Genomic DNA, 24,168 nt, shown 5'->3' with positions numbered 1-24,168 from the left:
AAAAAATTGGCGGAATGGACGGGACTCGAACCCGCGACCCCCTGCGTGACAGGCAGGTATTCTAACCAGCTGAACTACCACTCCGCAACTTAATCTTTTTATTGTTCACTTTTGTAAACACATCAATAAGGAGTAAACGAAAATTGGCGGAATGGACGGGACTCGAACCCGCGACCCCCTGCGTGACAGGCAGGTATTCTAACCAGCTGAACTACCACTCCGCTAAGTGGAGCGTATAATAATGATCCGCCCTTATCTCGTCAATCTTTTTTTTCTAATTTCACACCTATTCGTTCATTTAATGCACGGATTCATCACTTTCACGTAAATCCCACAAGCATTTTCCATTACTCTTCTTATTGATCACTTTCAATAATTCTAAATGGGCTTGCAATTCTTCTTCGTTCGGTTGTAAGCATTTTAAATTATTAGAAAAAGTAACCGCACTTTCCATCAATTCGACAGTATTGTTTTCTATTGTAGCCGCCATAGGGATTTCCTCTTCCCTCTCCTCAAACAAGCTGGTTTGTCCGCCTGTCATAGAAAGATAAACGTCAGCTAAAATTTCTGCATCCAGTAATGCTCCGTGCAACGTTCGTTTACTATTATCAATACCTAATCGATCACACAACGTATCCAAACTATTACGCTTACCCGGATACATTTGACGTGCCATTTGCAAAGTATCCGTTACCACGCAAATATCCGTTGTTTTGACATCCAATCCTAATTTACGGAATTCATAATCCATAAACCCCACATCAAAGGGCGCATTGTGAATTAAAAGCTCCGCTCCCTTAATATAATCTAAAAAGTCTTGGGCGACAGCCTTAAATTCCGGTTTATCGGCAAGCATCTCATCGGTAATACCGTGAACTTTAATTGCCTCCGGATCGACTGGTCGATTCGGATTAATATAAATATGGAAATTATTTCCCGTATAACGACGATTCACCAATTCAACCGCACCAATTTCAATAATACCGTGTCCTTCATAGTGCGCCCCTAGCTGGTTCATCCCCGTTGTTTCCGTATCCAACACAATTTGGCGATTTGGATTAATCATTTGTTCAACCTATTTCTTTCCTTTAGAATGACCGGTATTTTACACAACAACGATTTTATTATGCAAAAACAGATTGAAATTTTTACTGACGGCTCGTGCCTCGGCAATCCGGGTACGGGGGGAATTGGCATTCTATTACGCTATAAAGAGCATGAAAAACAACTTTCCAAAGGTTATTTCAACACCACAAATAATCGCATGGAATTACGTGCGGTGATCGAAGCGCTCAATACATTAAAAGAACCTTGCCAAGTTACTCTTTACAGTGATAGCCAATATATGAAAAACGGTATCACTAAGTGGATAACCAATTGGAAGAAAAATAATTGGAAAACCAGCAACGGTAAGCCGGTAAAAAACCAAGATTTATGGTTGGCGCTTGATGATGCTATTCAACCTCACAAAATTGAATGGCAATGGGTAAAAGGCCATGTAGGCCACCGTGAAAATGAAATTTGTGATATGTTGGCAAAAAAAGGGGCAGAAAACCCTACTTTTGAAGATGGAGGCTACTCTCTAGAACAAAATGATGATTAAGTTTTTCTGTTTTACAATCAAAAATTGTTTAAATTTTATACTTATCTCATTTAAAAATGTGATCTTGATCTGATATTTAAAATTTTACAGCCGTTTTCCATTGACAGAAAAATTGCTTTTTGTAAAGATCCAAGCCGCCTATTTAGGCGATTGACATTTTAAATAATGAAAAGTTCAGTCTTGGTCATTAACATACCAATAAGGAATAACAATTATGAAAAAAACACTAGCAGCATTAATCCTCGGTGCATTTGCAGCTTCAGCAGCGAATGCCGCAGTAATTTATAATAACGAAGGTACTAAATTTGAAGTAGACGGTTCACTTCGTCTTATGTTAGAGAAGTCTAACCAAGGCGGTCATTGGAAAAAGAAAGATTCCAATGGAAATGTTACTTCTGAAGGTAAAAAATATTCTCATACCGGCTTAAGAAATGCGGGATCTCGCGTTGAATTTAAAGTGAAACATGATTTAAGTGATGGTTTCTATGCTTTGGGTCGTGCAGAGCTACGTTTTGATGGAAAAGATGAGCAAGGCGGGAAATCTGCTAAAGAGGATGGATTTGGTTCAGTTAGAGCTCACCGTGCCTATGTTGGTCTTGGTAAAAAAGAATTAGGTCAAGTAACCTTTGGTCGCCAAGTAACTATCGGCGATGATGTCGGTATTGCAGAAGACTACGACTATGGTATTTTACCAGATTATGTTCCAACATCTGGTCGCTCTGTAATCCGTTATGACTACAAAGGTATTGAGGGTTTACAACTAGGTGTAAGCTATCAATTTGCTGAAGACCGTACGAACAATGAAGTTAATAATGGCTCATTATCAAATGGTGTTCAAGCAGGTTTCTTATATGAGAACAATGGGTTAATCCTTGAAGGGGTTTATGGTCGCACTAACTATAAATCAGAGCTTAATTCAAATGCTAAACGCAACGTTGATGGTTTGATGTTAAGCGCTGGCTATGATTTCAAAAGTTTCTTAATATCAGTTGATGCAGGTTACCAAAAAGATAAAACTGATGGTAGTGAATCTACTAAATCTTTCTTCGTTTCTCCAGGTTTCCAAATTCCTGTAGTTGCTGATGTCAGTAAGGTATATGGTAACTACTTATACGAGCGCTCTAAGTCTGGTGATGATAAAACCAAAACTCATGGTTTCTTGTTAGGTGTTGATTATAAACTTCATAAACAAGTTATCACTTATATAGAAGGTAAGTATGTTCAATCTAAAGACTATACTAACGGCAATTATGACGAAGGCTCAAAAGTCAAAGACAAAGCTATCGGTGTAGGTCTGCGTGTTTTCTTCTAATAACTAAATTAGAAAATCTACCAGAAAAGGCGAATTGAAGATTCGCCTTTTTTGCTTTTAACCAACAAGTGCGGTCATTTTTTCAATTATTTTCGATACTATACAGCAGTAGCAAAAAACTAATATTTTAACGTGAGAGCAAAGACACACCGCCTGTGTCCAATATCAATAATTTTAACAAGTTATCGAACAGGGCATACGCAGTCACGCCTTTATATTTTATATAAATTTTTTATTTTGTGCTCTCGCTATATAATACCCACTATTTTTGGCTACACACCGCAATAAAATGCAATTTATGATCCGGATCATTGAAGGTTTTAAACATACGTTTAAATTGCTCACGGTTTTCTGTTTTCATCGCATTTTTAACGATCTTTAACGTGCCTAAAACACCCTCGTCATAAATCATTCCCTTTGGTGAAAGTAATGTCATTTTGCCTGAAAATGTATCCACATTACGGAATCCGATTTCTTGGAAAAGCCTTTTCCAACCTTCTTTAGTTAAAGGGGTTACCGTTACATTAATCGCCTTACGCATATTATCAAGAATAGTTTGATGATCTTCTTCCATCAACATCACATCATGAGTAAGCAAAAAACCACCGGGTTTTAACACTCGAAAATATTCTGTAATAGCTTTTTTCTTCGCCTCTATCGGTAACATCGTCAACATCGCCTCATTGATCACAATATCAAAAGTCTCATCTTCAAAAGGTAATTTCATTGCATTGGCACGTTGAACGTGAATTTTATCTTGTAAGTTATTGGCGGCGATATTGGCTTTTGCCTTTTCTAACGCCTCCTCATCCAGATCAACTCCCTCAATCTGACAACCGTATTGTTTCGCCAAACCAATAGCTGTTGTCCCCATATTACACGCCACTTCCAATACTCGTTTATCCTGCCTAAAATCGCCGTTACCAATCAACCAATCCGTTGCTTTTTTACCACCGGGACGTAAACGTGTTTTTCCTAAACGGGCCAAAAAATTATGTCCGACTTCTTCTTTCGCCATTTTAATCTCCTACTTTTAAACTAAGTTTTACATTATAGATAAAAATTGTTCTTATTAAAGCAATAAAGAAAAAAATCCATACCGCATTGCTACGATATGGATTTTTCTTATTTTTTTATTCAATCTATTTTTTATGATGACAAGTTAGGTTTCCATTCCCCATTCACCACCGTGCCAATCACCTCATAATTTGGTGTAAACACGGCAAGATTTGCCACTTTGCCTTTTTCTACCGAACCTAAACGATCATCCACGCCAATGGCTCGTGCCGGGTAGAGGTTACTCATCCGAATCGCCTCTGCAAGAGGAATTTCTACATATTCCACGGCATTTTTGATGGATTCCATCATCGTGATCGAAGCACCGGCAATAGTGCCGCTAACATCATAGCAACGACCTTCTTTTACATAAATGGTTTTACCTTCAAAGGTGAAACTTTCCAATTCAGGCCCTGCACCTGCCGCCGCAATAGAATCTGTCACAATGCACAATTTATCACCTTTGATTTTCTTGTCGATTCTGACGTTACCATAGTCAATATGCACACCATCTATAATAATACCGGTGTAAATATCGGAATCTAACACTGCACCGACAACCCCCATAGCCCGACCGGAACTGATTGGCGACATGGCATTATGCAGATGTGTTGCAAAAGTTGCCCCTTTACGGAATGCCGCTTTAGCAGTTTCATAAGTCGCATTAGAATGTCCAATAGAAACAACGATACCGTTTTTTACAAAATCGGGGATATATTGCGAGGTTGGATTTTCCGCCGCAATCGTGATCTTAGTAATTACATCGCCGTTCTCACACAGAAAATCTTTCATTTCAGGTGAGATTTCACGGATATATTCCGGACGGTGCACACCTTTTTTCTCCACGCTAATATAAGGCCCTTCAATGTGTAAACCGAGTGCTTGGTTTTTATGCTTGGTTAAATATTCCCGCATAATTTTAACCGCACTTCTAATGCCTTCGTCCGGTGCGGTAATAAAAGTTGGTAAGAAACTGGTACAGCCGGATTTTAAATTGGTGGCTTGCATAATCTCCAAAGTTTCCACCGTGGTTTGATCGTTAAACATCACTCCGCCACAGCCGTTGAGTTGCAGATCAATAAAACCGGCGGTTAAATTATTACCTTGTAAATCAATGGTTTTAATGCCTGCCTCAAGTTCATTTTGCGGAATAACGGCTTCAATCATGTCCCCGTTAATCACCACCACAAAATCGCGTAACACATCGTATTTTGTGTAAATCACAGCATTAATTAATGCATATCTCATTTCATCTTCCTAAAAAATAATAAAAAACGACCGCACTTTTATACGGCATTATAAGGTTATGATAACACGCTATGGATAGCTCGTTGTTCTAACTCATTGAAATATTTTACCGTTTTTACTTTTAATTCTTGCTGTGCCGATTCATCACATACCAAGATAAAATGACGGTGTAACTGCAACGCCGTCACTGTCCATAGATGGTTAACGCCCCCCTCCACTGCAGCTTGTACGGCAAGGGCTTTTTGATGTCCGGTAGCAAGAATCATCACTTCTTCCGCATCTAATAACGTGGCAACCCCAATAGTTAAGGCATATTTCGGCACTTTATTCACATCATTATCAAAGAAACGGGAATTAGCAATTAAGGTATCTTGCGTCAATGTCTTTATACGAGTACGGGAACTTAAGGATGATGCCGGTTCATTAAAGGCAATATGCCCGTCATTCCCTACTCCGCCCATAAATAAATTAATTTTTCCGTAAGATTTAATTTTCTCTTCATAACGGCGACATTCTTCATCATGATCTTCCGTGTTACCGTTCAAAATATTAATATTTTGCGGTTGAATATCTATATGATTAAAGAAGTTTTTATACATAAAGCTATGGTAACTTTCAGGATGATCTTGCGGCAAATCCACATATTCATCCATATTAAAGGTAACAACATACTTGAAACTCACTTCACCGGCTTGATAAAGTTTGATCAATTCCTGATAGGTTTTAAGCGGTGTACTACCGGTAGGTAAACCAAGTATAAACGGGCGTTCCGCTGTCGGTTTGAAATGGTTAATTCTATCCGCAATATGACGAGCAGCCCAACGACTCACCTGATCATTTGTTTGTAAAGGGATAAGACGCATAATAAAACTTCCTTTAGTTTGACCGCACTTATTCCATCATATCTCACGAAAAACTTTAGTATGAATATCTAGTTTCCCCTTTCATTTCTACAAATAGAAAGAAAGGCTCATTTAACAAGTGCGATCAATTTTTATGAATTTATAAATATTTCTGTTTTAATTCTTTTGCTTTTGCAAGCTGTTCCGGTGTGGCTTTTGCCGTCATCGGTTCACGACAATACCCCGCTTCGACCCCTTCTAACTTGAGCAATTCTTTGATGGTTAAATATAAACCGTTGGCTAAAATACCTTCAATCAAATCATTCGTTACATGCTGAACAGCTAGGGCTTCTTGAACTTTACCCGCTTTGGTTAATTCAAAAATTTGGCGGGCACGTACGCCATTCACATTGAATGTCGAACCAATTGCACCGTCTACGCCTAGGGAGGCTGCCGGCAACATCATTTCATCAAATCCCGCCCAAATTAGGTGATTTGGATACGCTTTTTTCAAACGTTCTAAAAGATAGAAATCGCCTGCGGTAAATTTTACACCAAGCACTTTCGGATTTTTATAGAGTTCGCCGAATTGCTCTATTCCCATATTTACACCGGTTAAAAACGGAATGGAATAGACGATCATATTATTGCCGGTTTTCTCAATGATGGTATCGTAATAATGTTTGATTTCAGGAAAACTGAATTTATAGTAGAAAGGCGTAACTGCCGATAAACAGTCATAGCCTAATTCGGTTGCGTATTGACCTAATTCAACGGCTTCCTGTAAATTGACACTACCTACTTGGGCGATAAGCGCTACTTGATCTTTTACTTCATCTTTTGCGATACGGAAAATTTCTTTTTTCTCTGCGGTAGAAAGCATAAAGTTTTCACCGGTAGAACCGCCCACATATAAACCGTCCACTTTCATTTTATCAATGTTATAACGAATAATTTGGCGCAATCCTTTTTCATTGATTGAACCGTCTTCGTTGAATGACACTAATAACGCACTGAAAATACCCTTTAAATCACGCATAATTTTCTCCTATTTTATACGTTGCTCGAGAATCACATCGAGTGTTTTTTGCTTTATCTCTATCGCTCTATCTTGCTCACTTTGCACTAATAAAGCGTAAACCAAATCTAATACAAAAAGCTGGGCGATTTTGGTACCAATGGAATCCCCCTGCAATTTACCCTGTTTATTACCGTTTACTAAAACAAAATCCGCATAGTTTGTAACCGGTGAACGTAAACTATGAGTGATTGCCACTGTTGTTGCGCCGTTTTGCTTAGCAATTTTTAACGCATGTGCGGTTTCTTGCGAATATCCTGAATGACTTAACCCAATAGCAACATCCTGCGGTTTTAATAATGCCGCCTGCATATACATAAAATGATTATTTCCGGTCGCATCTACTTGAAAACCGATACGCATTAATTTATTTTTTGCCTCTTCCGCCGTTATCCCCGATGAACCCACCCCAAATAAAAAAATACGATTCGCACGGCGTATCGCATTAACGGTTTCTTCTAACTGATTAAAATCAAGTAAATTAATGGTTTCATCTACCACATTGGTAATAGCAGTTTGTAATTTTTGTGCAATATGGCGCGAACTATCGGTAGGTTCAATATCGTTTTCCAGCAATGGATGGGAATGATTGTCTTTTGTTGCCAGCTCAATGGAAAGCTCTAGCTTAAAATCACTAAAACCTTTAAAGCCTACCGAGCGACAAAAACGGACGAAAGTGGCTTCTCCTACACCTAAACTCTCTGCAATTTCGGAAAGCGGATACCCCACAACAAGATCCGGAGAGGTTAAAACAGTATCGGCAATTTTTTTCTCTGTTTTCGTCAGGCTTTGATAAAGCGAGCTTATAGTATTTAAAATATTCCCATTTCTAGTCATGGCTTTTTCCTTGCAAGTGTGCGCATAAGAAATCTTTTACCCAATAGGCGGCGCCCACTAAACCGGCATCTTGCCCGAATCGGGCGGGAATAAGTTCACAATGATAAACTTTCGGCATTTCATTTAAAAACTGCCGTACCAAAGGCAAATAACCTTCCGCCAAGCCGACACTTCCGCCAATAGCAATTTTCTGCATATCCATAGCAATTTTTAAATCGGCGACTAAATGAGCGATGGCAATGGCTGAACGCGCGACAAGTGCGGTCGCTTTTTCATCATTTTTTCTAAAACGGTCAAATACTTCTTTTGGAGAACAAGGTTCATCCCACGTAGAAGCTACCGCTTCAATGGCTCGACCTGCAGCGATTGCCTCTACGCAGCCGCGACGACCACAACCGCACACCGGACCATTCGGATCAGCCAAGGTATGACCGATATGCCCTGAAATACCGTTCGGCTCCGTGAGTAATTGACGATTAACAATCAATCCGCCGCCCACTCCTGTCGAAACAGTAATAAAGGCAAAATTGGTTAATTTATCCCGCTCCTGTAATTGATATTCCGCATAAGCGGCAGCCTGTACGTCATTTAGCAATCCAATCGGTTTATCCGTATGGCGGGCAATACTTGCTTTAAGCGGAAATTCCGCTAACCCGCCTAGATTTTTAGGATTAAGTGCGGTCAAAATACCTTGATTTATAATGCCGGTAGAAGCAACCGCAACATAATCAAACTGTCCGGCATATTCCGTTAATAATTGTGCGATACTTTGATGTAATGCTTCTGTTGCATTATTTTGGGGTGTAGAAATTTGTCGGCGTTGAGCAACTTCGCCCTGTTGAACAATTGCAGCGGCAATTTTAGTTCCGCCAATATCTAAAGCTAAACAACGCATAGTGAATTCCTTCCTATCTTATTTTGCCGATTTCACTGCATCGACAAACCAACCGACAATATGTTCAAGACGGGTCAATGCGGAACCGACCGTCACAAAATCCGCACCGATTTCGATTGCGGTTTTAGCCAACTCGGGGGAATTATAACGCCCTTCCGCCATTACCCGACAGCCGGCGGCTTTTAAATCTTTCACTAATTGATAATCCGGTTCTTCCGGCACAGTTCCGTCGGTATAACCCGACATGGTACTCCCAATAATATCGAATCCTAATTTTTGGCAGTGTAATCCTTCTTCCAAATTGGAACAATCCGCCATAGCAAGACAACCTAATTCATGGATTTTTTTGACCGCACTTTCCAAATCAACCGGACGAGGACGATGAGTGCCATCCACCGCAATAATGTCCGCCCCCGCATTCGCCAGATCTTCAATATCATTCAAAAACGGAGTAATACGAACCGGACTATCAGGTAAATCACGCTTTACTATGCCGATAATCGGAACATTTACCGTCGGACGGGTTGCTTTTAAATTTTCCACACCTTCAATACGAAGACCGGCAGCGCCGCCTACTACTGAAGCTTGAGCCATTGCCGCAACAATTTCCGGTTTATCCATCGGACCGTCATCCACCGGCTGACAAGAAGCGATTAAACCATTTTGAATACGCTGAAAAATCTGTTCGTGTGTAAGTCTAGACATAGAAACCTCTCATTTCATATTCGGATGAACCAAGATCATTAAAATCTCAATTTCCGCCACTTTTCCTTATTATATAGAAATAAAACTTCATTTTAAATTTATTTTTGAAGTGTATTTTCTTAAATGTGATCAATGTCTCAATTTTGAAATAAAACTCCATAGACTATTTAAAAAGAGTTTTTTTACTCTTAGAATGAAAACCGAGTAATTTTTTTGGGTACTGTTTTACCAAAATTCTTATGCTAACACTACCAACTCTGATAGTTTCCACATTAGGAGCCACATTATGAAATTTACTAAACTTTTTCTTACAGCTGCCATTACTGCCGGTCTGTCTTCTGCCGTTTTCGCTGCAGATTATGATTTAAAATTCGGTATGAATGCCGGAACATCGTCTAATGAATATAAAGCTGCAGAAATGTTTGCTAAAGAAGTAAAAGAAAAATCAGGCGGCAAAATTGAAGTATCGCTCTATCCCAGCTCACAACTAGGTGATGATCGTGCCATGCTAAAACAGCTAAAAGACGGTTCTCTTGATTTCACTTTTGCGGAATCGGCACGTTTCCAATTGTTCTATCCTGAAGTTGCCGTACTTGCTCTCCCTTATGTGATCACTGACTACAATGTGGCACAAAAAGCCTTGTATGAAACTGCATTCGGTAAAGATTTAATTCAAAAAATGAATAAAGATCTAGGGATAACCCTGCTTTCTCAAGCTTATAACGGAACTCGTCAAACTACCTCAAATCGTGCAATTAACAGTATTGAAGACATGAAAGGTTTAAAACTCCGCGTACCTAATGCGGCAACCAACTTGGCATACGCAAAATATGTAGGAGCTTCCCCGACACCGATGGCATTTTCTGAGGTATATCTTGCACTTCAAACCAACTCGGTTGACGGTCAGGAAAATCCGTTAGCGACCGTACAAGCACAAAAATTCTATGAAGTACAAAAATTCTTAGCCATGACAAACCACATTTTGAACGATCAACTTTATTTAGTGAGCAATGAAACCTACCAAGATCTACCGGAAGATTTGCAGAAAGTAGTGAAAGAGGCGGCTGAAAATGCGGCGAAATATCACACCCAATTATTTGCCGACGGTGAAAAAGATTTGATTTCTTTCTTTGAAAAGCAAGGTGTCACAGTAACCAAACCTGATCTTGCACCATTCAAAGCCTCAATGAAACCTTTCTATGATGAGTTTGTAAAACAAACCGGTAGCAAAGGAGAAGAAGCTTTAAAAGAAATCCAAGCAATCAAATAATTAACTTTGAATGCACCTACCATCTGGTGCATTCAATTTGGTCCTTTTCTTTTCGTCTTCGTTCACGGAGTGAAGCATGAAAATTTTTAATAAATTAGAGGAATGGATTGGCGGCGCTCTATTTCTCATCATTTTCTGTATTCTTATCGCACAGATTATTTCCAGACAGGTATTTCAGTCCCCCCTTATTTGGAGTGAAGAACTTGCCAAACTGCTTTTTGTGTACGTAGGTATGCTCGGTATTAGCGTTGCTATCAGAAAACAAGATCATGTTTACATTGATTTCTTAACCAATTTAATGCCGGTTAAAGTTAGAAAGCTATCAAATACTTTCGTACAACTCATTATTTTTGCCTGTATCTTCTTTTTTATCCATTTTGGGATTCGAACTTTTACCAACGCTTCTTTCCCAATTGACGCTTTGGGCGGTATTTCAGAAAAGTGGATTTTTGCCGCTTTACCTGTCGTAGCTGCCTTAATGATGATTCGTTTTTTCCAAGCTCAGGCACAAAATTTTAAAGAAGATAGAAGTTATTTACCTGTCAGTTTTTTCATTGTAAGTGCGGTCATTTTATTAGCAATTTTATTTATTGCTCCCGACTGGTTTAAAGTATTACGTATTACAAACTACATAAAACTGGGTTCTAGTGCCGTCTATGTTGCCTTACTTGTATGGCTTGCCATTATGTTCTTAGGTGTACCTGTGGGTTGGTCACTTTTCATTGCTACCCTACTCTATTTCACAATGACTCGATGGAATATCGTTAATGCAGCATCGGATAAATTAGTATATAGCCTGAATAGTTTTCCATTACTTGCCGTACCGTTCTACATCTTAACCGGTATTTTGATGAATACAGGCGGAATTACGGAACGTATTTTCACCTTTGCAAAAGCCTTACTCGGTCACTACACCGGAGGAATGGGACATGTAAACATTGGTGCAAGTTTACTATTTTCAGGCATGTCCGGTTCAGCCCTTGCTGATGCAGGCGGTTTAGGACAGTTAGAAATTAAAGCAATGCGCGATGCTGGTTATGATGATGACATTTGCGGTGGAATTACCGCAGCCTCTTGCATTATCGGCCCTTTAGTACCGCCAAGTATTGCAATGATTATTTATGGTGTTATTGCTAACGAATCCATTGCCAAGCTCTTTATTGCCGGCTTTATACCCGGTGTATTAGTGACTATCGCTCTTATGGCAATGAACTATTACATTTCGAAAAAACGCGGCTATCCAAGAACACCAAAAAACAATCGTACAGAACTATGCAATTCATTCAAGCGTGCTTTCTGGGCAATTTTAACACCAATATTGATTATTGGAGGTATTTTCTCCGGTCTATTCAGCCCAACAGAATCTGCTGTAGTTGCAGCGGCTTACTCCGTCATTGTTGGTAAGTTCGTCTATAAAGAACTCACCTTAAAAATGCTCTTTAACAGCTGCGTGGAAGCTATGGCGATTACCGGTGTCGTCGCATTAATGATTATGACGGTTACCTTCTTCGGTGATATGATCGCCCGTGAACAAGTGGCAATGCGTATTGCCGATATCTTTGTTACCGTTGCAGATTCACCGTTAATGGTACTAGTGATGATTAACGCTTTGTTGCTCTTCCTCGGTATGTTTATTGACGCTTTAGCACTACAATTCTTAGTTCTGCCGATGCTGATTCCAATTGCAATGCAGTTTAATATCGATCTTGTCTTTTTTGGTGTGATGACGACACTGAACATGATGATCGGAATTTTAACACCGCCAATGGGAATGGCTCTCTTTGTCGTAGCACGTGTTGGTAATATGTCGGTATCCACTGTAACAAAAGGTGTACTGCCGTTCTTAATTCCAATTTTTGCTATGTTGGTTTTAATCACAGTCTTCCCACAAATTATTACCTTTATACCGAATCTCTTGATTCCATAGCCAAAGTGCGGTTAAAAATAATCACGTTTTTGACCGCACTTTAAATAATACTCTATTCAATGCCGTTTTATGAATAGCAAACCATAACATTACTCAAATGAGGTTTATTATGACATTAACAAAGACAGCATTATGCACTGCATTTTTCACCGCTCTAGCATTTTCCGCAAACATTCAAGCCTATCCTGATCTTCCCGTAGGCATTAAAAGCGGTGCGGGTGCTTTAATCGGCGATACCGTCTATGTGGGATTAGGTTCTGGCGGAGACAAATTCTACTCCCTCAACTTAAAAGATCCGACTGCACAATGGAAAGAGATAGCCGCTTTCCCGGGGGGCGAACGTAATCAGCCTGTTGCTGCAGCCGTAGATGGAAAACTCTATGTATTTGGCGGCTTACAAAAAAATGAAAAAGGCGAGCTACAACTTATCAATGATGCCTATCAATATAATCCGATAGACAATACTTGGGCGAAGCTGCCAACTCGTTCTCCACGCGGTTTAGTAGGATCATCCGGGGCCTCACAGGGTGGTAAAGTTTATATTATAGGCGGCTCCAACCTGTCTATCTTTAACGGTTTCTTTCAAGATACAATCGCTGCCGGTGAAGATAAAATGAAAAAGGATGAAATAACGGCTGCCTACTTCAACCAACGTCCGGAAGACTACTTCTTTACTACGGAACTCTTAAGTTACGAGCCTTCTACGAATAAATGGCGTAATGAAGGTAGAGTACCGTTCTCCGGCCGTGCGGGTGCGGCATTTACCATTCAAGGCAATGATTTAATAGTCGTAAATGGGGAAATTAAGCCCGGACTTCGTACCGCAGAAACTCACCAAGGTAAATTCACCGCCAAAGGGGTTCAATGGAAAAACCTACCGGATTTACCTGCTCCAAAAGGAAAAAGCCAAGACGGTTTAGCCGGCGCTATGGCGGGTTATAGCCATGGTCGTTATTTAGTGACCGGAGGGGCAAATTTCCCAGGCTCGGTAAAACAGTTTAAAGAAGGTATGCTGTACGCTCATAAAGGCTTAAGCAAAACATGGCATAAAGAAATTTATACCTTAAATAATGGGAAATGGCGTATTATTGGCGAGTTACCAATGAATATCGGCTATGGATTATCCGTTTCTTATGATAATAAAGTGCTATTAATTGGCGGCGAAACCGATGGCGGAAAAGCCTTAACCTCCGTGAAGACATTAAGCTACGACGGCAAAAAATTGACGGTAGAATAATTGTCAATAAAAAGAATGGCTTGTGAACATTCTATTTGTTCACAAGCATTTTAGTGAAACCTAAGGAGTATTTATGAGTATTCTCAGCTACGCACAGAAAATTGGTCAAGCCTTAATGGTTCCCGTAGCAGCATTACCAGCCGCGGCACTATTAATGGGAATCGGTTATTGGATCGATCCCGACGGGTGGGGAGCCAACAGTCAGTTAGCGGCATTATTAATCAAATCCGGCGCTGCGATTATTGATAATATGGGCTTATTATTCGCCGTAGGGGTTGCTTTCGGTTTATCAAAGGATAAGCACGGTTCAGCCGCACTTTCCGGTCTGGTCGGGTTCTATGTGGTAACTACCCTTCTTGCTCCGGCCGGGGTTGCACAGCTACAACATATTGCACCGGATCAAGTTCCGGCAGCATTTAATAAAATCAATAACCAATTTATTGGGATTTTAATCGGTGTGATTTCTGCAGAACTTTATAATCGTTTCTATCAAGTAGAATTACCAAAAGCGCTTTCCTTCTTTAGTGGAAAACGTCTCGTACCCATTGTAGTCGCTTTTGTCATGATCGCCATTTCTTTTGTACTCCTCTATGTTTGGCCGTATATTTTTAATGCGCTGGTCTCTTTTGGTGAATCAATTAAAGATTTAGGTGCAATTGGTGCCGGAATTTACGGCTTCTTTAACCGCTTACTGATTTCTGTGGGTTTACACCACGCATTAAATTCTGTTTTCTGGTTTGATGTGGCCGGTATTAACGATATTCCGAACTTCTTGGGCGGGGCAAAATCTCTTGCTGAAGGAACCGCAACCGTAGGGGTGACGGGAATGTATCAAGCAGGTTTCTTCCCTGTTATGATGTTTGGCTTACCCGGTGCGGCATTAGCCATTTATCACAGTGCGAAACCGAGTCAAAAAGCAAAAGTGGCCTCTATTATGCTTGCCGGTGCGTTTGCTTCGTTCTTTACAGGAATTACCGAACCGCTTGAATTTTCATTTATGTTCGTAGCTCCGATTCTTTATGTTCTCCATGCATTTTTAACAGGGATTTCGGTGTTTATTGCCGCAAGTATGCATTGGATCGCAGGTTTTGGTTTCAGTGCCGGTTTAGTTGATATGGTACTTTCCTCACGCAATCCGCTTGCCGTAGATTGGTATATGTTAATCATACAGGGCATTGTCTTCTTTGTGATTTACTACGTCATTTTCCGTGTGGCAATCAAAGCGTTTAACCTTAAAACCATTGGTCGTGAGGAACAAGAAGAATCTCTTGAGGAACCTCTAGTTGCAACAACATCTTCTCGCGAAGAAAGAGCGATTAAATTTATTGATGCTTTGGGTGGAAAAAACAACCTCAAGAATATTGATGCTTGTATTACCCGCTTACGACTAACATTAGTCGATCACAATAGTATTAATGAAGAGCAACTCAAATCATTAGGTTCAAAAGGTACTGTAAAAATTGGTAATGACGGTTTACAAGTTATCTTAGGACCGGAAGCGGAATTAGTTGCTGAGGCAATTAAACGCCAGATCCGTTAATCAAAGTCTTTTATTAACGCCTCATAGGGGCGTTAATAAATTCCGATTCTTAGAATCCGCATTTTACATCGTTGAAAGCTTTCACTGCTTATCTTCAAACTCGTATTTCTTTTGATACTTCATATACCTTCGTATCATTTCCGCATTGATACCTAGTGTGTCCACACCGTAGCGCTTGCTCAAAAGTGACTGCCTCATAACTTATATTTCTTTAAATACGGAAACTTATTAACAACCTTATAGCCGTTCTATCTTTTCAATGGTGTTTTTGAGTTAGCAATAAAAAAATCCGCCTTACGATAAGACGGATTTAAAATAAGCTCAAAATTAACCGCACTTTATTTTAGTTCGCTGCCTCTTAGTTCCGGAATAAGAAAAACGGTGGCAATCATATCAATGAGGTAAATAATCGCTAAGAATGCAATAGCAAGACTAAATGAGTAGGCTGAAACAATTGCGCCGACAACAACAGGCCCAAAACCACCGACAGCCCGTCCTAAGTTAAATAGGACATTTTGTGCGGTAGCACGCGCTTCCGTAGGGTAAGCTTCCGCCATTAATGCACCGTATCCCCCCATCATACCGTTCACAAACATCCCTAGAAACGCACCGGCGATAAGCATTACGGTAGGATCGGTAAATTGAGAATAGGCAATAATGCTGACAATCGCACCAAATTGGAATAATAAGAAACTTGGCTTGCGTCCGAATTTATCGGCAAGGCAACCAAAAACCCAGATACCTAACATCATTCCACATACCGTTACCGCCGTCCAAATGCCTGATTTTGTTAGGCTAAAACCAAGTTGTTTAGCTAAGAAGTTCGGCATCCAAATCATAATACCGTAGTAACCAAAATTTTGTACAGATGTCAGCACTACAACCCCTAAACTCACTTTAGCAGTCGCTTTATCTTTCACTAAAAGTTTAAAAGATTCCAATTTTGATGTTTTTTGTGCTGAAAGTGCGGTCTGTTTTTGGGTGAAAATTTCAGGTTCGTGCAATCGGGCTCGTAAATACCAAGCTACAAATGCAGGGAAAATACCAAGAATAAACATACCACGCCAGCCAATATGCGGTAGTAATGCCGGCGTTAATAACGCTGCGCCTAACACGCCAACTTGCCAACCCAAAGCGACATAAGAGGCCGCTCTCGCACGATGGCGTGCCGGCCAAGCCTCAATAGCAAGTGCCATACCTATGCCAAACTCACCGCCCAAACCAATACCAGCGACGGTACGGTAAATAAGCAAATCCCAGTAACCTTGAGCTAATGCACATAAACCGGTAAAAACGGCAAATAATACGATTGTCCAAGTCAGTACGCGTACACGTCCGTATTTATCACTTAATGCACCAAACACAATGCCGCCGAATACGGCACCGATTAACGTCCAAGTAACAAGTGATCCCGACTGAGCAGGCGTAAGATCAAGATCGGCGGAAATAGCGCTAAGCATAAAACCAAGAATAAGTAAATCGAAACCGTCCATTGCATAGCCGACGGCGGATCCAATAAGGGCTTTCCAGCCATATTGATTGACTTTAGTTGTCATATTGATGTCCTTTTACTACTCACAGGTAGTGTTTAAAGTGGAGTAAGGCTATGTAATGAGCTGCAAAACTTTGTCCGCGCTCAAAACTGGTGCGTAGTTTAAAGAATCTTTTTATTTTAGGCAAATAAAAAAGCACGAAAATCATATTCCGTGCCTTTAAAATAGTGACTAAATCAGCCGCGCTTTATTCAACTGTTACCGCTTTTGCAAGATTACGCGGCTGATCCACATCCGTCCCCTTAATTAAAGCAACGTGATAAGCCAATAATTGCATCGGTATCGTATAAAAAATCGGCGCAATAATTTCATTCACTTTTGGCATAGTGATAATTTTCATCCCCGCCGTTTCAGTAAAACCGGCATCTTTATCGGCAAAGACATACAACTGACCGCCACGAGCGCGCACTTCTTCAACATTCGATTTCACTTTTTCTAATAAATCATTAGTCGGTGCTACTACGATCACGGGCATATCCGCATCAATTAATGCTAACGGACCATGTTTTAATTCACCTGCGGCGTAGGCCTCCGCATGAATGTAAGAAATTTCTTTTAATTTCAAAGAGGCTTCCATCGCAATCGGATAATATTCGCCACGACCTAAGAACAACGAATGGTGTTTTTCAGCAAAATCTTCCGCAAGCAGTTCAATATCTTTGTCAAAAGCTAAACTTTTTTCAATATCGGCCGGAAGAGAATGCAATGCTTTAACAATTTCTTTCTCTTTTTCATCGGAAATATTACCGTTAAGTTTTCCAATTGCTGTCACTAACATTAGCATTGCGGCTAATTGGGTAGTAAAGGCTTTTGTTGATGCCACGCCAATTTCTACCCCAGCACGAGTCATAAAGGCAAGATCGGATTCACGCACCAGAGAAGAACCTGCGACGTTACAAATTGTCATCGCCGCCATGTAACCTTTCTCTTTTTCTAAACGAAGTGCAGCTAATGTATCGGCGGTTTCACCGGATTGAGAAAGGGTAAGCAACAGACTATTTGGACGGGTAACAAATTTGCGATAACGAAACTCAGAGGCGATTTCCACATCACAACTTACACCCGCAAGCGCCTCAAACCAATAACGTGCCACCATACCGGCATTGTAAGATGTACCACAGGCGACAATTTGGATATGTTGTACTTTCTCTAAAATATCTTTCGCGCCATTGCCAATAGACTCCACAATCACGTTATTGTGATTAATACGTCCTTCCATTGTGTTGATAAGAGCGGTCGGTTGTTCAAAAATTTCTTTCTGCATAAAATGGCGGAATTTGCCTTTCTCAGCGGCATCATTTTCAAGATTGGATTCATGCACTTCACGTTCAATCTTGTTACCCCGCACATCATAAATATCTACAGTACGGCGAGTGATTTCCGCAATATCCCCTTCTTCCAAGAAAATGAAACGACGGGTCACACTCAATAATGCCAGTTGATCTGATGCCAGAAAATTTTCACCAATCCCTAAACCAATTACTAACGGACTACCTGAACGGGCAGCCACCAAATGTTCTGGATGATTGCGATCTAGCACCACCATACCGTAAGCTCCGGTAAGCTGTTTCACCACTTTTTGTACCGCTTCAAGCAAAGAATCCGTGCTACGCATTTCCCATTCCACAAGATGTGCAATCACCTCGGTATCGGTTTGAGAAAGAAACACATAGCCCCTTGATTTTAGTAATTCACGCAATTCTTCGTGATTTTCAATAATACCATTATGTACCACTGCAAAATTGCCTGAAATATGAGGGTGGGCATTGGCTTCCGACGGTTCGCCATGGGTTGCCCAACGGGTATGGGCAATCCCCGTTCCGCCAATTAACGGCTTCGTCGCAACAGCTTCGTCCAACGCTTTAACTTTACCTAAACAACGTACACGTTGTAATTCATGCTGTTCATTGACCACAGCCACACCGGCAGAGTCATAACCGCGATACTCTAAACGATGCAATCCGTTAATTAAGATTTCTGCAACATCACGCTGCGCTACTGCGCCCACAATACCACACATAAGCTTTCCTTTATTTGTTGATTAATTTAAAAATAATTGCCATTTTGACCGCACTTTCACACACAGATGACTTCTACATCTCGTGCCAAAATTGCTTGTTTATCTTGTTCTGACAGTCCGTTATCGGTAATTAATACATCGATTTTCTGCCAAGCTAATTCTAAATTGGGCATTTTTCTGCCAATTTTTTGGGATTCCACCATCACGATCACTTCACGAGAAACCTCTGCCATCACCTGACTTAGTCCGACTAACTCATTAAATGTCGTTGTTCCCCGTTCTAAATCAATACCGTCCGCCCCAATAAATAGCTGGTCAAAATCATAGGATCGTAATACCTGCTCTGCTACTTTGCCTTGGAACGATTCGGAGCGTGTATCCCAAGTTCCCCCTGTCATCAGTAGCGTAGGTTCATTTTCCAAAGCTCTCAGCGCCGTTGCCACAGAAAGAGAATTTGTCATCACAATCAAGCCTTGCTTTCTATTGAGCTGCTTAATCAAAGCTGCCGTAGTGCTACCACTATCTACAATAATCCGATTATGATCGCGAATACGCTCCGCCGCTGCTTTGGCTATGACAACCTTTCGTTTCGAAAGTTCTTTATTTTCGCTTTCATCAATAATCTCTTTCGGCATTAAGATCGCACCGCCATATTTACGTAATAAAAAACCGCTACTCTCCAATGCGGTTAAATCTTTACGAATGGTGACTTCGGAGATGTCAAATAATCTAACTAACTGCTCCACACCTACTTCATCTTGTTGTCGTAAAAGCTGCATAATCTTATGGCGACGTTGTTGTGCACTACGGGGTTGATTATTTCGTTTCATTTAAAAATGTAAAATAACTTTCTAATAAAATTTCGGTTCAAAATACTATAGAAATAGAACTATTTTGTAAAGGAAATTTCAAGTAACAAAAAACCCTGCTCAAGGCAGGGTCTATAATAATTTATGCAATTAATTATTTGATTGCTTCTTTTAATGCTTTGCCGGACACAAATGCTGGCACTTTAGATGCAGCAATTTTAATTTCCGCACCGGTTTGCGGGTTACGGCCTGTACGTGCCGCACGTTGGTTTACTTTAAATGTACCGAAACCAATCAATTGTACCGGCTCACCTTTTTTAAGGCTTGCAGCGATTGCTTCTAAAGTTGCTTCCAATGCTGCTTTAGCTTGTTTTTTATTTAGCTCTGCAGCACTTGCGATTGCATCAATTAAATCTGTTTTGTTCATAGACTTTACCTTTCGTTAAATTTAATTTGTTTCTTTAATAAAGCGCGCTACCAAGCATTCAGCCCAGGCAACAACGGCTACGTAAAGCATAATCTAACTTTCAATGAAATAAAAGTAAGATTTTTTAAATTTGTGATAAATCTCACGTTATTGGTTAAATTCTATACCGATATTGGATATACCTTCAGTTCTAATCTCATTTTTTAGATCTAAAATCAGTGCAACATCTCGTTTTTCACATTCTTTTAACAAACGATAAATTTGCCACTGCACATCCAATTCGGCTTGAATATCTTCATTTTCTTTGAGCTCGGTTTCAGAAAAATGACGGCCGTTTTCCGTTTCCAATAATGCCGTAATCGTCCCCAAAGAAATACGGCTAATTTTAACCGCTCTTTCTAAGGTTTCTCCCGCAATAATAGCATGCAAAATCTCAGCCAAGGCTTCACAAGCATCAAGTGCGGGTACAACACCAAAATTGTCATAGTTATTCACATCGGGAATAATGGATTCCAATTTTTCCAATTGATTCTCAAAATTAATTTTACAATCTTTTACCGTTAAATATTCCCACACCAGATTGAGAATATTTTGGTAGATTTTGCCTTCTGTTTCCCGGTTATTCATTTGGCAGAATAATTTAAAATTCGGCATCATACGCTCGCATAATGCCGCCATAAAAGTTAAATGCTGCCAGCTTTCAAGGTTTTCCAGACGTTTATGGATAGGATTTCGCATCTTATTTTCTTATTTATGATAGATTTTGGAATATTGGTGAACCGCATCAACAAACACTTTTGGTGTATTTTCCGGCACATCTTGATGGATACCGTGTCCTAGATTAAACACATGGCCGCTGCCCTCTCCAAAATCAGCTAAAATTGACCGCACTTCTTGTTCAATTCGTTCTGCCGGCGCATAAAGCACACTTGGATCCATATTGCCTTGCAAAGCGACTTTATGTCCGACACGTGCTTTTGCCTCAGCCAGATTGACCGTCCAATCTAAGCCGATTGCATCACAACCGGTATTCGCTATCGCTTCAAGCCATAATCCGCCCCCCTTGGTAAAGAGGGTTACCGGCACAGCGCGCCCCTCATTTTCACGAATCAAACCATCAACAATTTTGTGCATATATTGAAGGGAAAAATCCAAATATTCACGATGCCCCAATACCCCGCCCCAAGTATCAAAAACCATCACGGATTGCACACCGGCTTTAATTTGTCCGTTAAGATAGAGGATCACGGCATCCGCAAGTTTATCCAGCAATAAATGTAATGTTTGCGGTTCTGCATACATCATTTTTTTAATCTTACTGAAAGTTTTACTGCTACCACCTTCCACCATGTAAGTGGCGAGTGTCCACGGACTACCGGAAAAACCGATAAGCGGGACTTCGCCGTTTAGTTCACGGCGAATAGTGCGTACCGCATTCATCACATATTGTAATTCTTTTTCCGGATCAGGAATCGGCAGATTTTCAACCGCACTTTTGCTTTCAATCGGTTTGGCAAATTTAGGGCCTTCGCCGACACCAAAACTTAAACCTAACCCCATGGCGTCCGGAATGGTTAAAATATCGGAAAATAAAATTGCTGCGTCTAGAGAATAACGGCGGAGGGGCTGTAAGGTTACCTCACACGCCAAATCCGCATTGCGGCAAAGAGACATAAAATCCCCTGCTTGTGCCCGTGTTGCTTTATATTCCGGTAAATAACGTCCGGCCTGACGCATCATCCAAATCGGCGTACAATCTACAGGTTGGCGTAATAAGGCTTTTAAATAACGATCATTTTTTAGGGCTGACATTTAGGTTTCCTTTCTGTTATCTGATGCTTTGCAAAGTTGGAGCGTAGCATCAATCAATTTACGTGCGATAGTACCTGTTGGCGGCAATTCTGGCAAGGGTTGCTGATAAGAAAACCATTGCGCATCATGAATTTCCGCTTCCTGTAAAGAAATTTCACCACTTTCATAGTCAGCCAAAAACCCTACCATTTGTGAATTCGGAAACGCCCAAGGTTGGCTACCGAAATAACGAATATTTTTAATCCGAATACCGGTTTCTTCAAAAACTTCACGCCGAACCGTCTGTTCAAAAGTTTCCCCCGCTTCGACAAAACCGGCAAGCGTTGTGTACATTCCTCCGCCGGGCTGATAATGGCGTTTATGATTGGCAAGTAAAATATGCGTGTCACGGCGTACGGCAACAATAATGGAAGGGCAAATAACGGGGTAAGTACGATAACCGCAATGCGTACACTGCATAGCAAGTTCGTCTTTCGTTTGACGATTGGAATGACCGCACTTACCACAAAATTGATGGGTTTTCAAAAAATGATTAATTTCCACACCGCGGTTTAACAAATAAAATCTTTCTTCGGGAAGAAAAAGCAAATCCCGCAAACTAGAATAGGCTCGTTGATCATCTTGTTGTTCTTCAATAAGCCATAAGGGCTGATTTTCCCATTCCCCAATTATCATGCCTTTTAAATTTTCAAAGCCGAATGATTCGGCCGTTCCGCAAGGTAATTTCCCCTTTACTAAATGTAAATCAGAACCCTGCGTGAGGAGCCAGTAGCCTGAGTCTGTTGATTGAATGTAGTGCATAAAATCCCCTCCAAAATGACCGCACTTTTTTAATTATTGTAGCAATTTCTAAGCCTACAAGTTTAGCCTTAATTCACTATAAAATTTCTTAAGGGGTAAATCCTTAAATAATAGAATTTATCCCCAGGATTTAAGCATACTTAAATCATTCTTAGTTTAAACGACCGAATTTACCGGTTTGCACATCGTTAAAAGCTTCAACAATTTGCTCGCGGGTATTCATCACAAACGGGCCGTAACCGACAATCGGCTCATTGAGCGGTTCACCGGTAAGAATTAACAATTTCGCGTCATTGTTAGATTCAATTAGTACATCCGCGCCGCCACGCTCGAAAGTGACTAACTCGCCACGGCGTGCAATTGCGTCTCCGCCAACTTGAATTGTTCCCTCTAATACAAGGATGACTACATTATGGCTTTCCGGCACACTAAAAGTATGTGTCGCATTTGCATTCATGGTAGTATCCCACATATTAATCGGGCTAAAGGTACTGGCAGAACCCGTTGTTCCTAACAATTCACCGGCAATCACTCGGACTTGACCTGCATCGTTAGGCAATTTTACTACCGGAATATCCGCCGATTTAATCGCTTGATATTTCGGTTCGGTCATTTTATCTTTCGCCGGTAAATTTACCCAAAGTTGTACCATTTCGAATAATCCGCCTTCTTTAGCAAATTTTTCCGAGTGCATTTCTTCGTGCATCACTCCGGAGCCGGCCGTCATCCATTGAACATCGCCCGTACCGATTGTACCGCCGCCACCGTGAGAATCGCGGTGAGAAACTTCGCCTTGATAAGTACGGTGAGGATGCTCTTCCATGCCACGTAAATTAAATTCAGAATTGTCACGACGACCGCCTGACGACCGCCTGACGACCGCCTGACGACCGCCTGACGACCGCCTGACGACCGCCTGACGACCGCCTAGGAAGAATTTTGGCGGGTTGTAATCCATTAAAAGAAACGGATCAAGATTTTTATCTTTATCGTTGTAACTAAACATTGACGCAACATGGAAACCATTACCTACCCAGTGTTTTTTCCGGTGCAGTAAAAATATTCGCTACTTTTTTCATATAAAACTCCTTCATTTCTTGTTAGAACTGATTGTTCTGTTGATGAAGCGCATTATATAATTTCAAAAAATCAAATAAACAATCCATCAGATAGAATATATTTTACTAAAAAGAAAT

Annotated in this window: 21 protein-coding genes, 2 tRNA genes and 1 pseudogene; 6 read left to right on the top strand and 18 right to left on the bottom strand. The window is 40.6% G+C overall.

From position 1 onward, the window contains the following. Nucleotides 1-7 precede the first annotated feature (7 nt). From BKL51_RS04915 to dnaQ, 3 genes are all read right to left on the bottom strand, one after another. Nucleotides 8-84 (bottom strand) — tRNA-Asp (locus BKL51_RS04915). Nucleotides 85-144: 60 nt separating this feature from the next. Next, nucleotides 145-221: transfer RNA gene (locus BKL51_RS04910), tRNA-Asp, on the bottom strand. 77 nt (nucleotides 222-298) lie between these two features. Continuing rightward, nucleotides 299-1,066 carry a DNA polymerase III subunit epsilon gene (dnaQ, locus tag BKL51_RS04905; protein WP_077465623.1) on the bottom strand — a complete coding sequence of 256 codons (768 nt, stop codon included), beginning with the start codon at nucleotides 1,064-1,066 and terminating at the stop codon, nucleotides 299-301. A 60-nt stretch (nucleotides 1,067-1,126) separates the two neighbouring features. Between dnaQ and rnhA the strand changes: the two genes are divergently transcribed. Both rnhA and BKL51_RS04895 read left to right on the top strand, forming a co-directional pair. Continuing rightward, complete coding sequence (rnhA, locus tag BKL51_RS04900) at nucleotides 1,127-1,603, top strand: ribonuclease HI (RefSeq protein ID WP_077465642.1); 477 nt, start codon at nucleotides 1,127-1,129, stop codon at nucleotides 1,601-1,603. Nucleotides 1,604-1,817: 214 nt separating this feature from the next. Continuing rightward, on the top strand, nucleotides 1,818-2,915 hold the full coding sequence (locus BKL51_RS04895; RefSeq protein WP_077465622.1) for a porin: 1,098 nt from the start codon (nucleotides 1,818-1,820) through the stop codon (nucleotides 2,913-2,915). A 262-nt stretch (nucleotides 2,916-3,177) separates the two neighbouring features. On the opposite strand, the gene BKL51_RS04890 is transcribed toward BKL51_RS04895, so the two are convergent. The 7 genes from BKL51_RS04890 to BKL51_RS04860 form a co-directional block, all read right to left on the bottom strand. Further along, the gene (locus tag BKL51_RS04890) at nucleotides 3,178-3,933 is read right to left on the bottom strand and encodes a class I SAM-dependent methyltransferase (RefSeq protein WP_077465621.1); all 756 of its coding nucleotides are present in this window, start codon (nucleotides 3,931-3,933) and stop codon (nucleotides 3,178-3,180) included. Nucleotides 3,934-4,064: 131 nt separating this feature from the next. Then, the gene (nagA, locus tag BKL51_RS04885) at nucleotides 4,065-5,219 is read right to left on the bottom strand and encodes an N-acetylglucosamine-6-phosphate deacetylase (RefSeq protein WP_077465620.1); all 1,155 of its coding nucleotides are present in this window, start codon (nucleotides 5,217-5,219) and stop codon (nucleotides 4,065-4,067) included. A gap of 56 nt (nucleotides 5,220-5,275) precedes the next feature. Continuing rightward, entirely contained in the window at nucleotides 5,276-6,082 is an 807-nt protein-coding gene (gene nagB, locus BKL51_RS04880) for a glucosamine-6-phosphate deaminase (RefSeq protein WP_077465619.1), read from the bottom strand. A gap of 139 nt (nucleotides 6,083-6,221) precedes the next feature. Then, complete coding sequence (nanA, locus tag BKL51_RS04875) at nucleotides 6,222-7,100, bottom strand: N-acetylneuraminate lyase (RefSeq protein WP_077465618.1); 879 nt, start codon at nucleotides 7,098-7,100, stop codon at nucleotides 6,222-6,224. 9 nt (nucleotides 7,101-7,109) lie between these two features. Beyond that, nucleotides 7,110-7,976 (bottom strand): MurR/RpiR family transcriptional regulator, encoded by an 867-nt coding sequence (locus BKL51_RS04870; RefSeq protein WP_077465617.1) that lies wholly within the window; start codon nucleotides 7,974-7,976, stop codon nucleotides 7,110-7,112. Further along, the gene (locus tag BKL51_RS04865; protein WP_077465616.1) at nucleotides 7,969-8,871 is read right to left on the bottom strand and encodes an N-acetylmannosamine kinase; all 903 of its coding nucleotides are present in this window, start codon (nucleotides 8,869-8,871) and stop codon (nucleotides 7,969-7,971) included. Before BKL51_RS04865 ends, BKL51_RS04870 begins: the two co-directional genes overlap by 8 nt. 18 nt (nucleotides 8,872-8,889) lie before the next feature. Next, entirely contained in the window at nucleotides 8,890-9,576 is a 687-nt protein-coding gene (locus tag BKL51_RS04860) for an N-acetylmannosamine-6-phosphate 2-epimerase (protein ID WP_077465615.1), read from the bottom strand. Nucleotides 9,577-9,859: 283 nt separating this feature from the next. Between BKL51_RS04860 and BKL51_RS04855 the strand changes: the two genes are divergently transcribed. The 4 genes from BKL51_RS04855 to nagE all read left to right on the top strand — a co-directional run bounded on the left by BKL51_RS04855 (nucleotide 9,860) and on the right by nagE (nucleotide 15,550). Next, complete coding sequence (locus tag BKL51_RS04855; protein ID WP_143530534.1) at nucleotides 9,860-10,846, top strand: sialic acid TRAP transporter substrate-binding protein SiaP; 987 nt, start codon at nucleotides 9,860-9,862, stop codon at nucleotides 10,844-10,846. 76 nt (nucleotides 10,847-10,922) lie between these two features. Continuing rightward, complete coding sequence (locus BKL51_RS04850; protein WP_077465613.1) at nucleotides 10,923-12,773, top strand: TRAP transporter large permease subunit; 1,851 nt, start codon at nucleotides 10,923-10,925, stop codon at nucleotides 12,771-12,773. 109 nt (nucleotides 12,774-12,882) lie between these two features. Further along, nucleotides 12,883-14,010, top strand: coding sequence for an N-acetylneuraminate epimerase (locus BKL51_RS04845; protein WP_077465612.1), 1,128 nt, complete (start codon nucleotides 12,883-12,885; stop codon nucleotides 14,008-14,010). Between the two features lie 73 nt (nucleotides 14,011-14,083). Continuing rightward, on the top strand, nucleotides 14,084-15,550 hold the full coding sequence (nagE, locus tag BKL51_RS04840) for an N-acetylglucosamine-specific PTS transporter subunit IIBC (RefSeq protein WP_077465611.1): 1,467 nt from the start codon (nucleotides 14,084-14,086) through the stop codon (nucleotides 15,548-15,550). Nucleotides 15,551-15,888: 338 nt separating this feature from the next. Here nagE and BKL51_RS04835 read toward each other — a convergent pair whose 3' ends face one another. From BKL51_RS04835 to BKL51_RS04800, 8 genes and pseudogenes are all read right to left on the bottom strand, one after another. Continuing rightward, complete coding sequence (locus BKL51_RS04835) at nucleotides 15,889-17,106, bottom strand: MFS transporter (RefSeq protein WP_077465610.1); 1,218 nt, start codon at nucleotides 17,104-17,106, stop codon at nucleotides 15,889-15,891. A 184-nt stretch (nucleotides 17,107-17,290) separates the two neighbouring features. Next, nucleotides 17,291-19,123, bottom strand: coding sequence for a glutamine--fructose-6-phosphate transaminase (isomerizing) (gene glmS / locus BKL51_RS04830; protein ID WP_077465609.1), 1,833 nt, complete (start codon nucleotides 19,121-19,123; stop codon nucleotides 17,291-17,293). A gap of 56 nt (nucleotides 19,124-19,179) precedes the next feature. Then, a complete protein-coding gene (locus tag BKL51_RS04825; RefSeq protein ID WP_077465608.1) occupies nucleotides 19,180-19,953 on the bottom strand; it encodes a DeoR/GlpR family DNA-binding transcription regulator in 774 nt (257 codons plus the stop codon). A gap of 133 nt (nucleotides 19,954-20,086) precedes the next feature. Then, on the bottom strand, nucleotides 20,087-20,359 hold the full coding sequence (locus BKL51_RS04820) for an HU family DNA-binding protein (protein WP_059365801.1): 273 nt from the start codon (nucleotides 20,357-20,359) through the stop codon (nucleotides 20,087-20,089). Nucleotides 20,360-20,506: 147 nt separating this feature from the next. Then, the gene (locus BKL51_RS04815) at nucleotides 20,507-21,097 is read right to left on the bottom strand and encodes a YjaG family protein (protein WP_077465607.1); all 591 of its coding nucleotides are present in this window, start codon (nucleotides 21,095-21,097) and stop codon (nucleotides 20,507-20,509) included. Nucleotides 21,098-21,106: 9 nt separating this feature from the next. After that, a complete protein-coding gene (gene hemE / locus BKL51_RS04810) occupies nucleotides 21,107-22,171 on the bottom strand; it encodes a uroporphyrinogen decarboxylase (protein WP_077465606.1) in 1,065 nt (354 codons plus the stop codon). Beyond that, nucleotides 22,172-22,972 carry an NAD(+) diphosphatase gene (gene nudC / locus BKL51_RS04805; RefSeq protein WP_077465605.1) on the bottom strand — a complete coding sequence of 267 codons (801 nt, stop codon included), beginning with the start codon at nucleotides 22,970-22,972 and terminating at the stop codon, nucleotides 22,172-22,174. It abuts the gene before it with no gap. Between the two features lie 151 nt (nucleotides 22,973-23,123). Then, nucleotides 23,124-24,051: pseudogene (locus BKL51_RS04800) on the bottom strand (pirin family protein). Nucleotides 24,052-24,168 lie beyond the last annotated feature (117 nt).

Origin of the sequence: Rodentibacter sp. Ppn85 (assembly GCF_001999335.1) — a bacterium.
Classification (GTDB): domain Bacteria; phylum Pseudomonadota; class Gammaproteobacteria; order Enterobacterales; family Pasteurellaceae; genus Rodentibacter.
Note: the sequence above shows the minus strand (reverse complement) of the source record. Positions and strands in the feature narration are given on the sequence as shown.

Excerpts from the sequence above, each read along its gene's own strand:
- dnaQ (WP_077465623.1), bottom strand. The coding sequence starts at position 1,066 with ATGATTAATCCAAATCGCCAAATTGTGTTGGATACGGAAACAACGGGG.
- rnhA (WP_077465642.1), top strand. The coding sequence starts at position 1,127 with ATGCAAAAACAGATTGAAATTTTTACTGACGGCTCGTGCCTCGGCAAT.
- BKL51_RS04895 (WP_077465622.1), top strand. The coding sequence starts at position 1,818 with ATGAAAAAAACACTAGCAGCATTAATCCTCGGTGCATTTGCAGCTTCA.
- BKL51_RS04890 (WP_077465621.1), bottom strand. The coding sequence starts at position 3,933 with ATGGCGAAAGAAGAAGTCGGACATAATTTTTTGGCCCGTTTAGGAAAA.
- nagA (WP_077465620.1), bottom strand. The coding sequence starts at position 5,219 with ATGAGATATGCATTAATTAATGCTGTGATTTACACAAAATACGATGTG.
- nagB (WP_077465619.1), bottom strand. The coding sequence starts at position 6,082 with ATGCGTCTTATCCCTTTACAAACAAATGATCAGGTGAGTCGTTGGGCT.
- nanA (WP_077465618.1), bottom strand. The coding sequence starts at position 7,100 with ATGCGTGATTTAAAGGGTATTTTCAGTGCGTTATTAGTGTCATTCAAC.
- BKL51_RS04870 (WP_077465617.1), bottom strand. The coding sequence starts at position 7,976 with ATGACTAGAAATGGGAATATTTTAAATACTATAAGCTCGCTTTATCAA.
- BKL51_RS04865 (WP_077465616.1), bottom strand. The coding sequence starts at position 8,871 with ATGCGTTGTTTAGCTTTAGATATTGGCGGAACTAAAATTGCCGCTGCA.
- BKL51_RS04860 (WP_077465615.1), bottom strand. The coding sequence starts at position 9,576 with ATGTCTAGACTTACACACGAACAGATTTTTCAGCGTATTCAAAATGGT.
- BKL51_RS04850 (WP_077465613.1), top strand. The coding sequence starts at position 10,923 with ATGAAAATTTTTAATAAATTAGAGGAATGGATTGGCGGCGCTCTATTT.
- BKL51_RS04845 (WP_077465612.1), top strand. The coding sequence starts at position 12,883 with ATGACATTAACAAAGACAGCATTATGCACTGCATTTTTCACCGCTCTA.
- nagE (WP_077465611.1), top strand. The coding sequence starts at position 14,084 with ATGAGTATTCTCAGCTACGCACAGAAAATTGGTCAAGCCTTAATGGTT.
- BKL51_RS04835 (WP_077465610.1), bottom strand. The coding sequence starts at position 17,106 with ATGACAACTAAAGTCAATCAATATGGCTGGAAAGCCCTTATTGGATCC.
- glmS (WP_077465609.1), bottom strand. The coding sequence starts at position 19,123 with ATGTGTGGTATTGTGGGCGCAGTAGCGCAGCGTGATGTTGCAGAAATC.
- BKL51_RS04825 (WP_077465608.1), bottom strand. The coding sequence starts at position 19,953 with ATGAAACGAAATAATCAACCCCGTAGTGCACAACAACGTCGCCATAAG.
- BKL51_RS04820 (WP_059365801.1), bottom strand. The coding sequence starts at position 20,359 with ATGAACAAAACAGATTTAATTGATGCAATCGCAAGTGCTGCAGAGCTA.
- BKL51_RS04815 (WP_077465607.1), bottom strand. The coding sequence starts at position 21,097 with ATGCGAAATCCTATCCATAAACGTCTGGAAAACCTTGAAAGCTGGCAG.
- hemE (WP_077465606.1), bottom strand. The coding sequence starts at position 22,171 with ATGTCAGCCCTAAAAAATGATCGTTATTTAAAAGCCTTATTACGCCAA.
- nudC (WP_077465605.1), bottom strand. The coding sequence starts at position 22,972 with ATGCACTACATTCAATCAACAGACTCAGGCTACTGGCTCCTCACGCAG.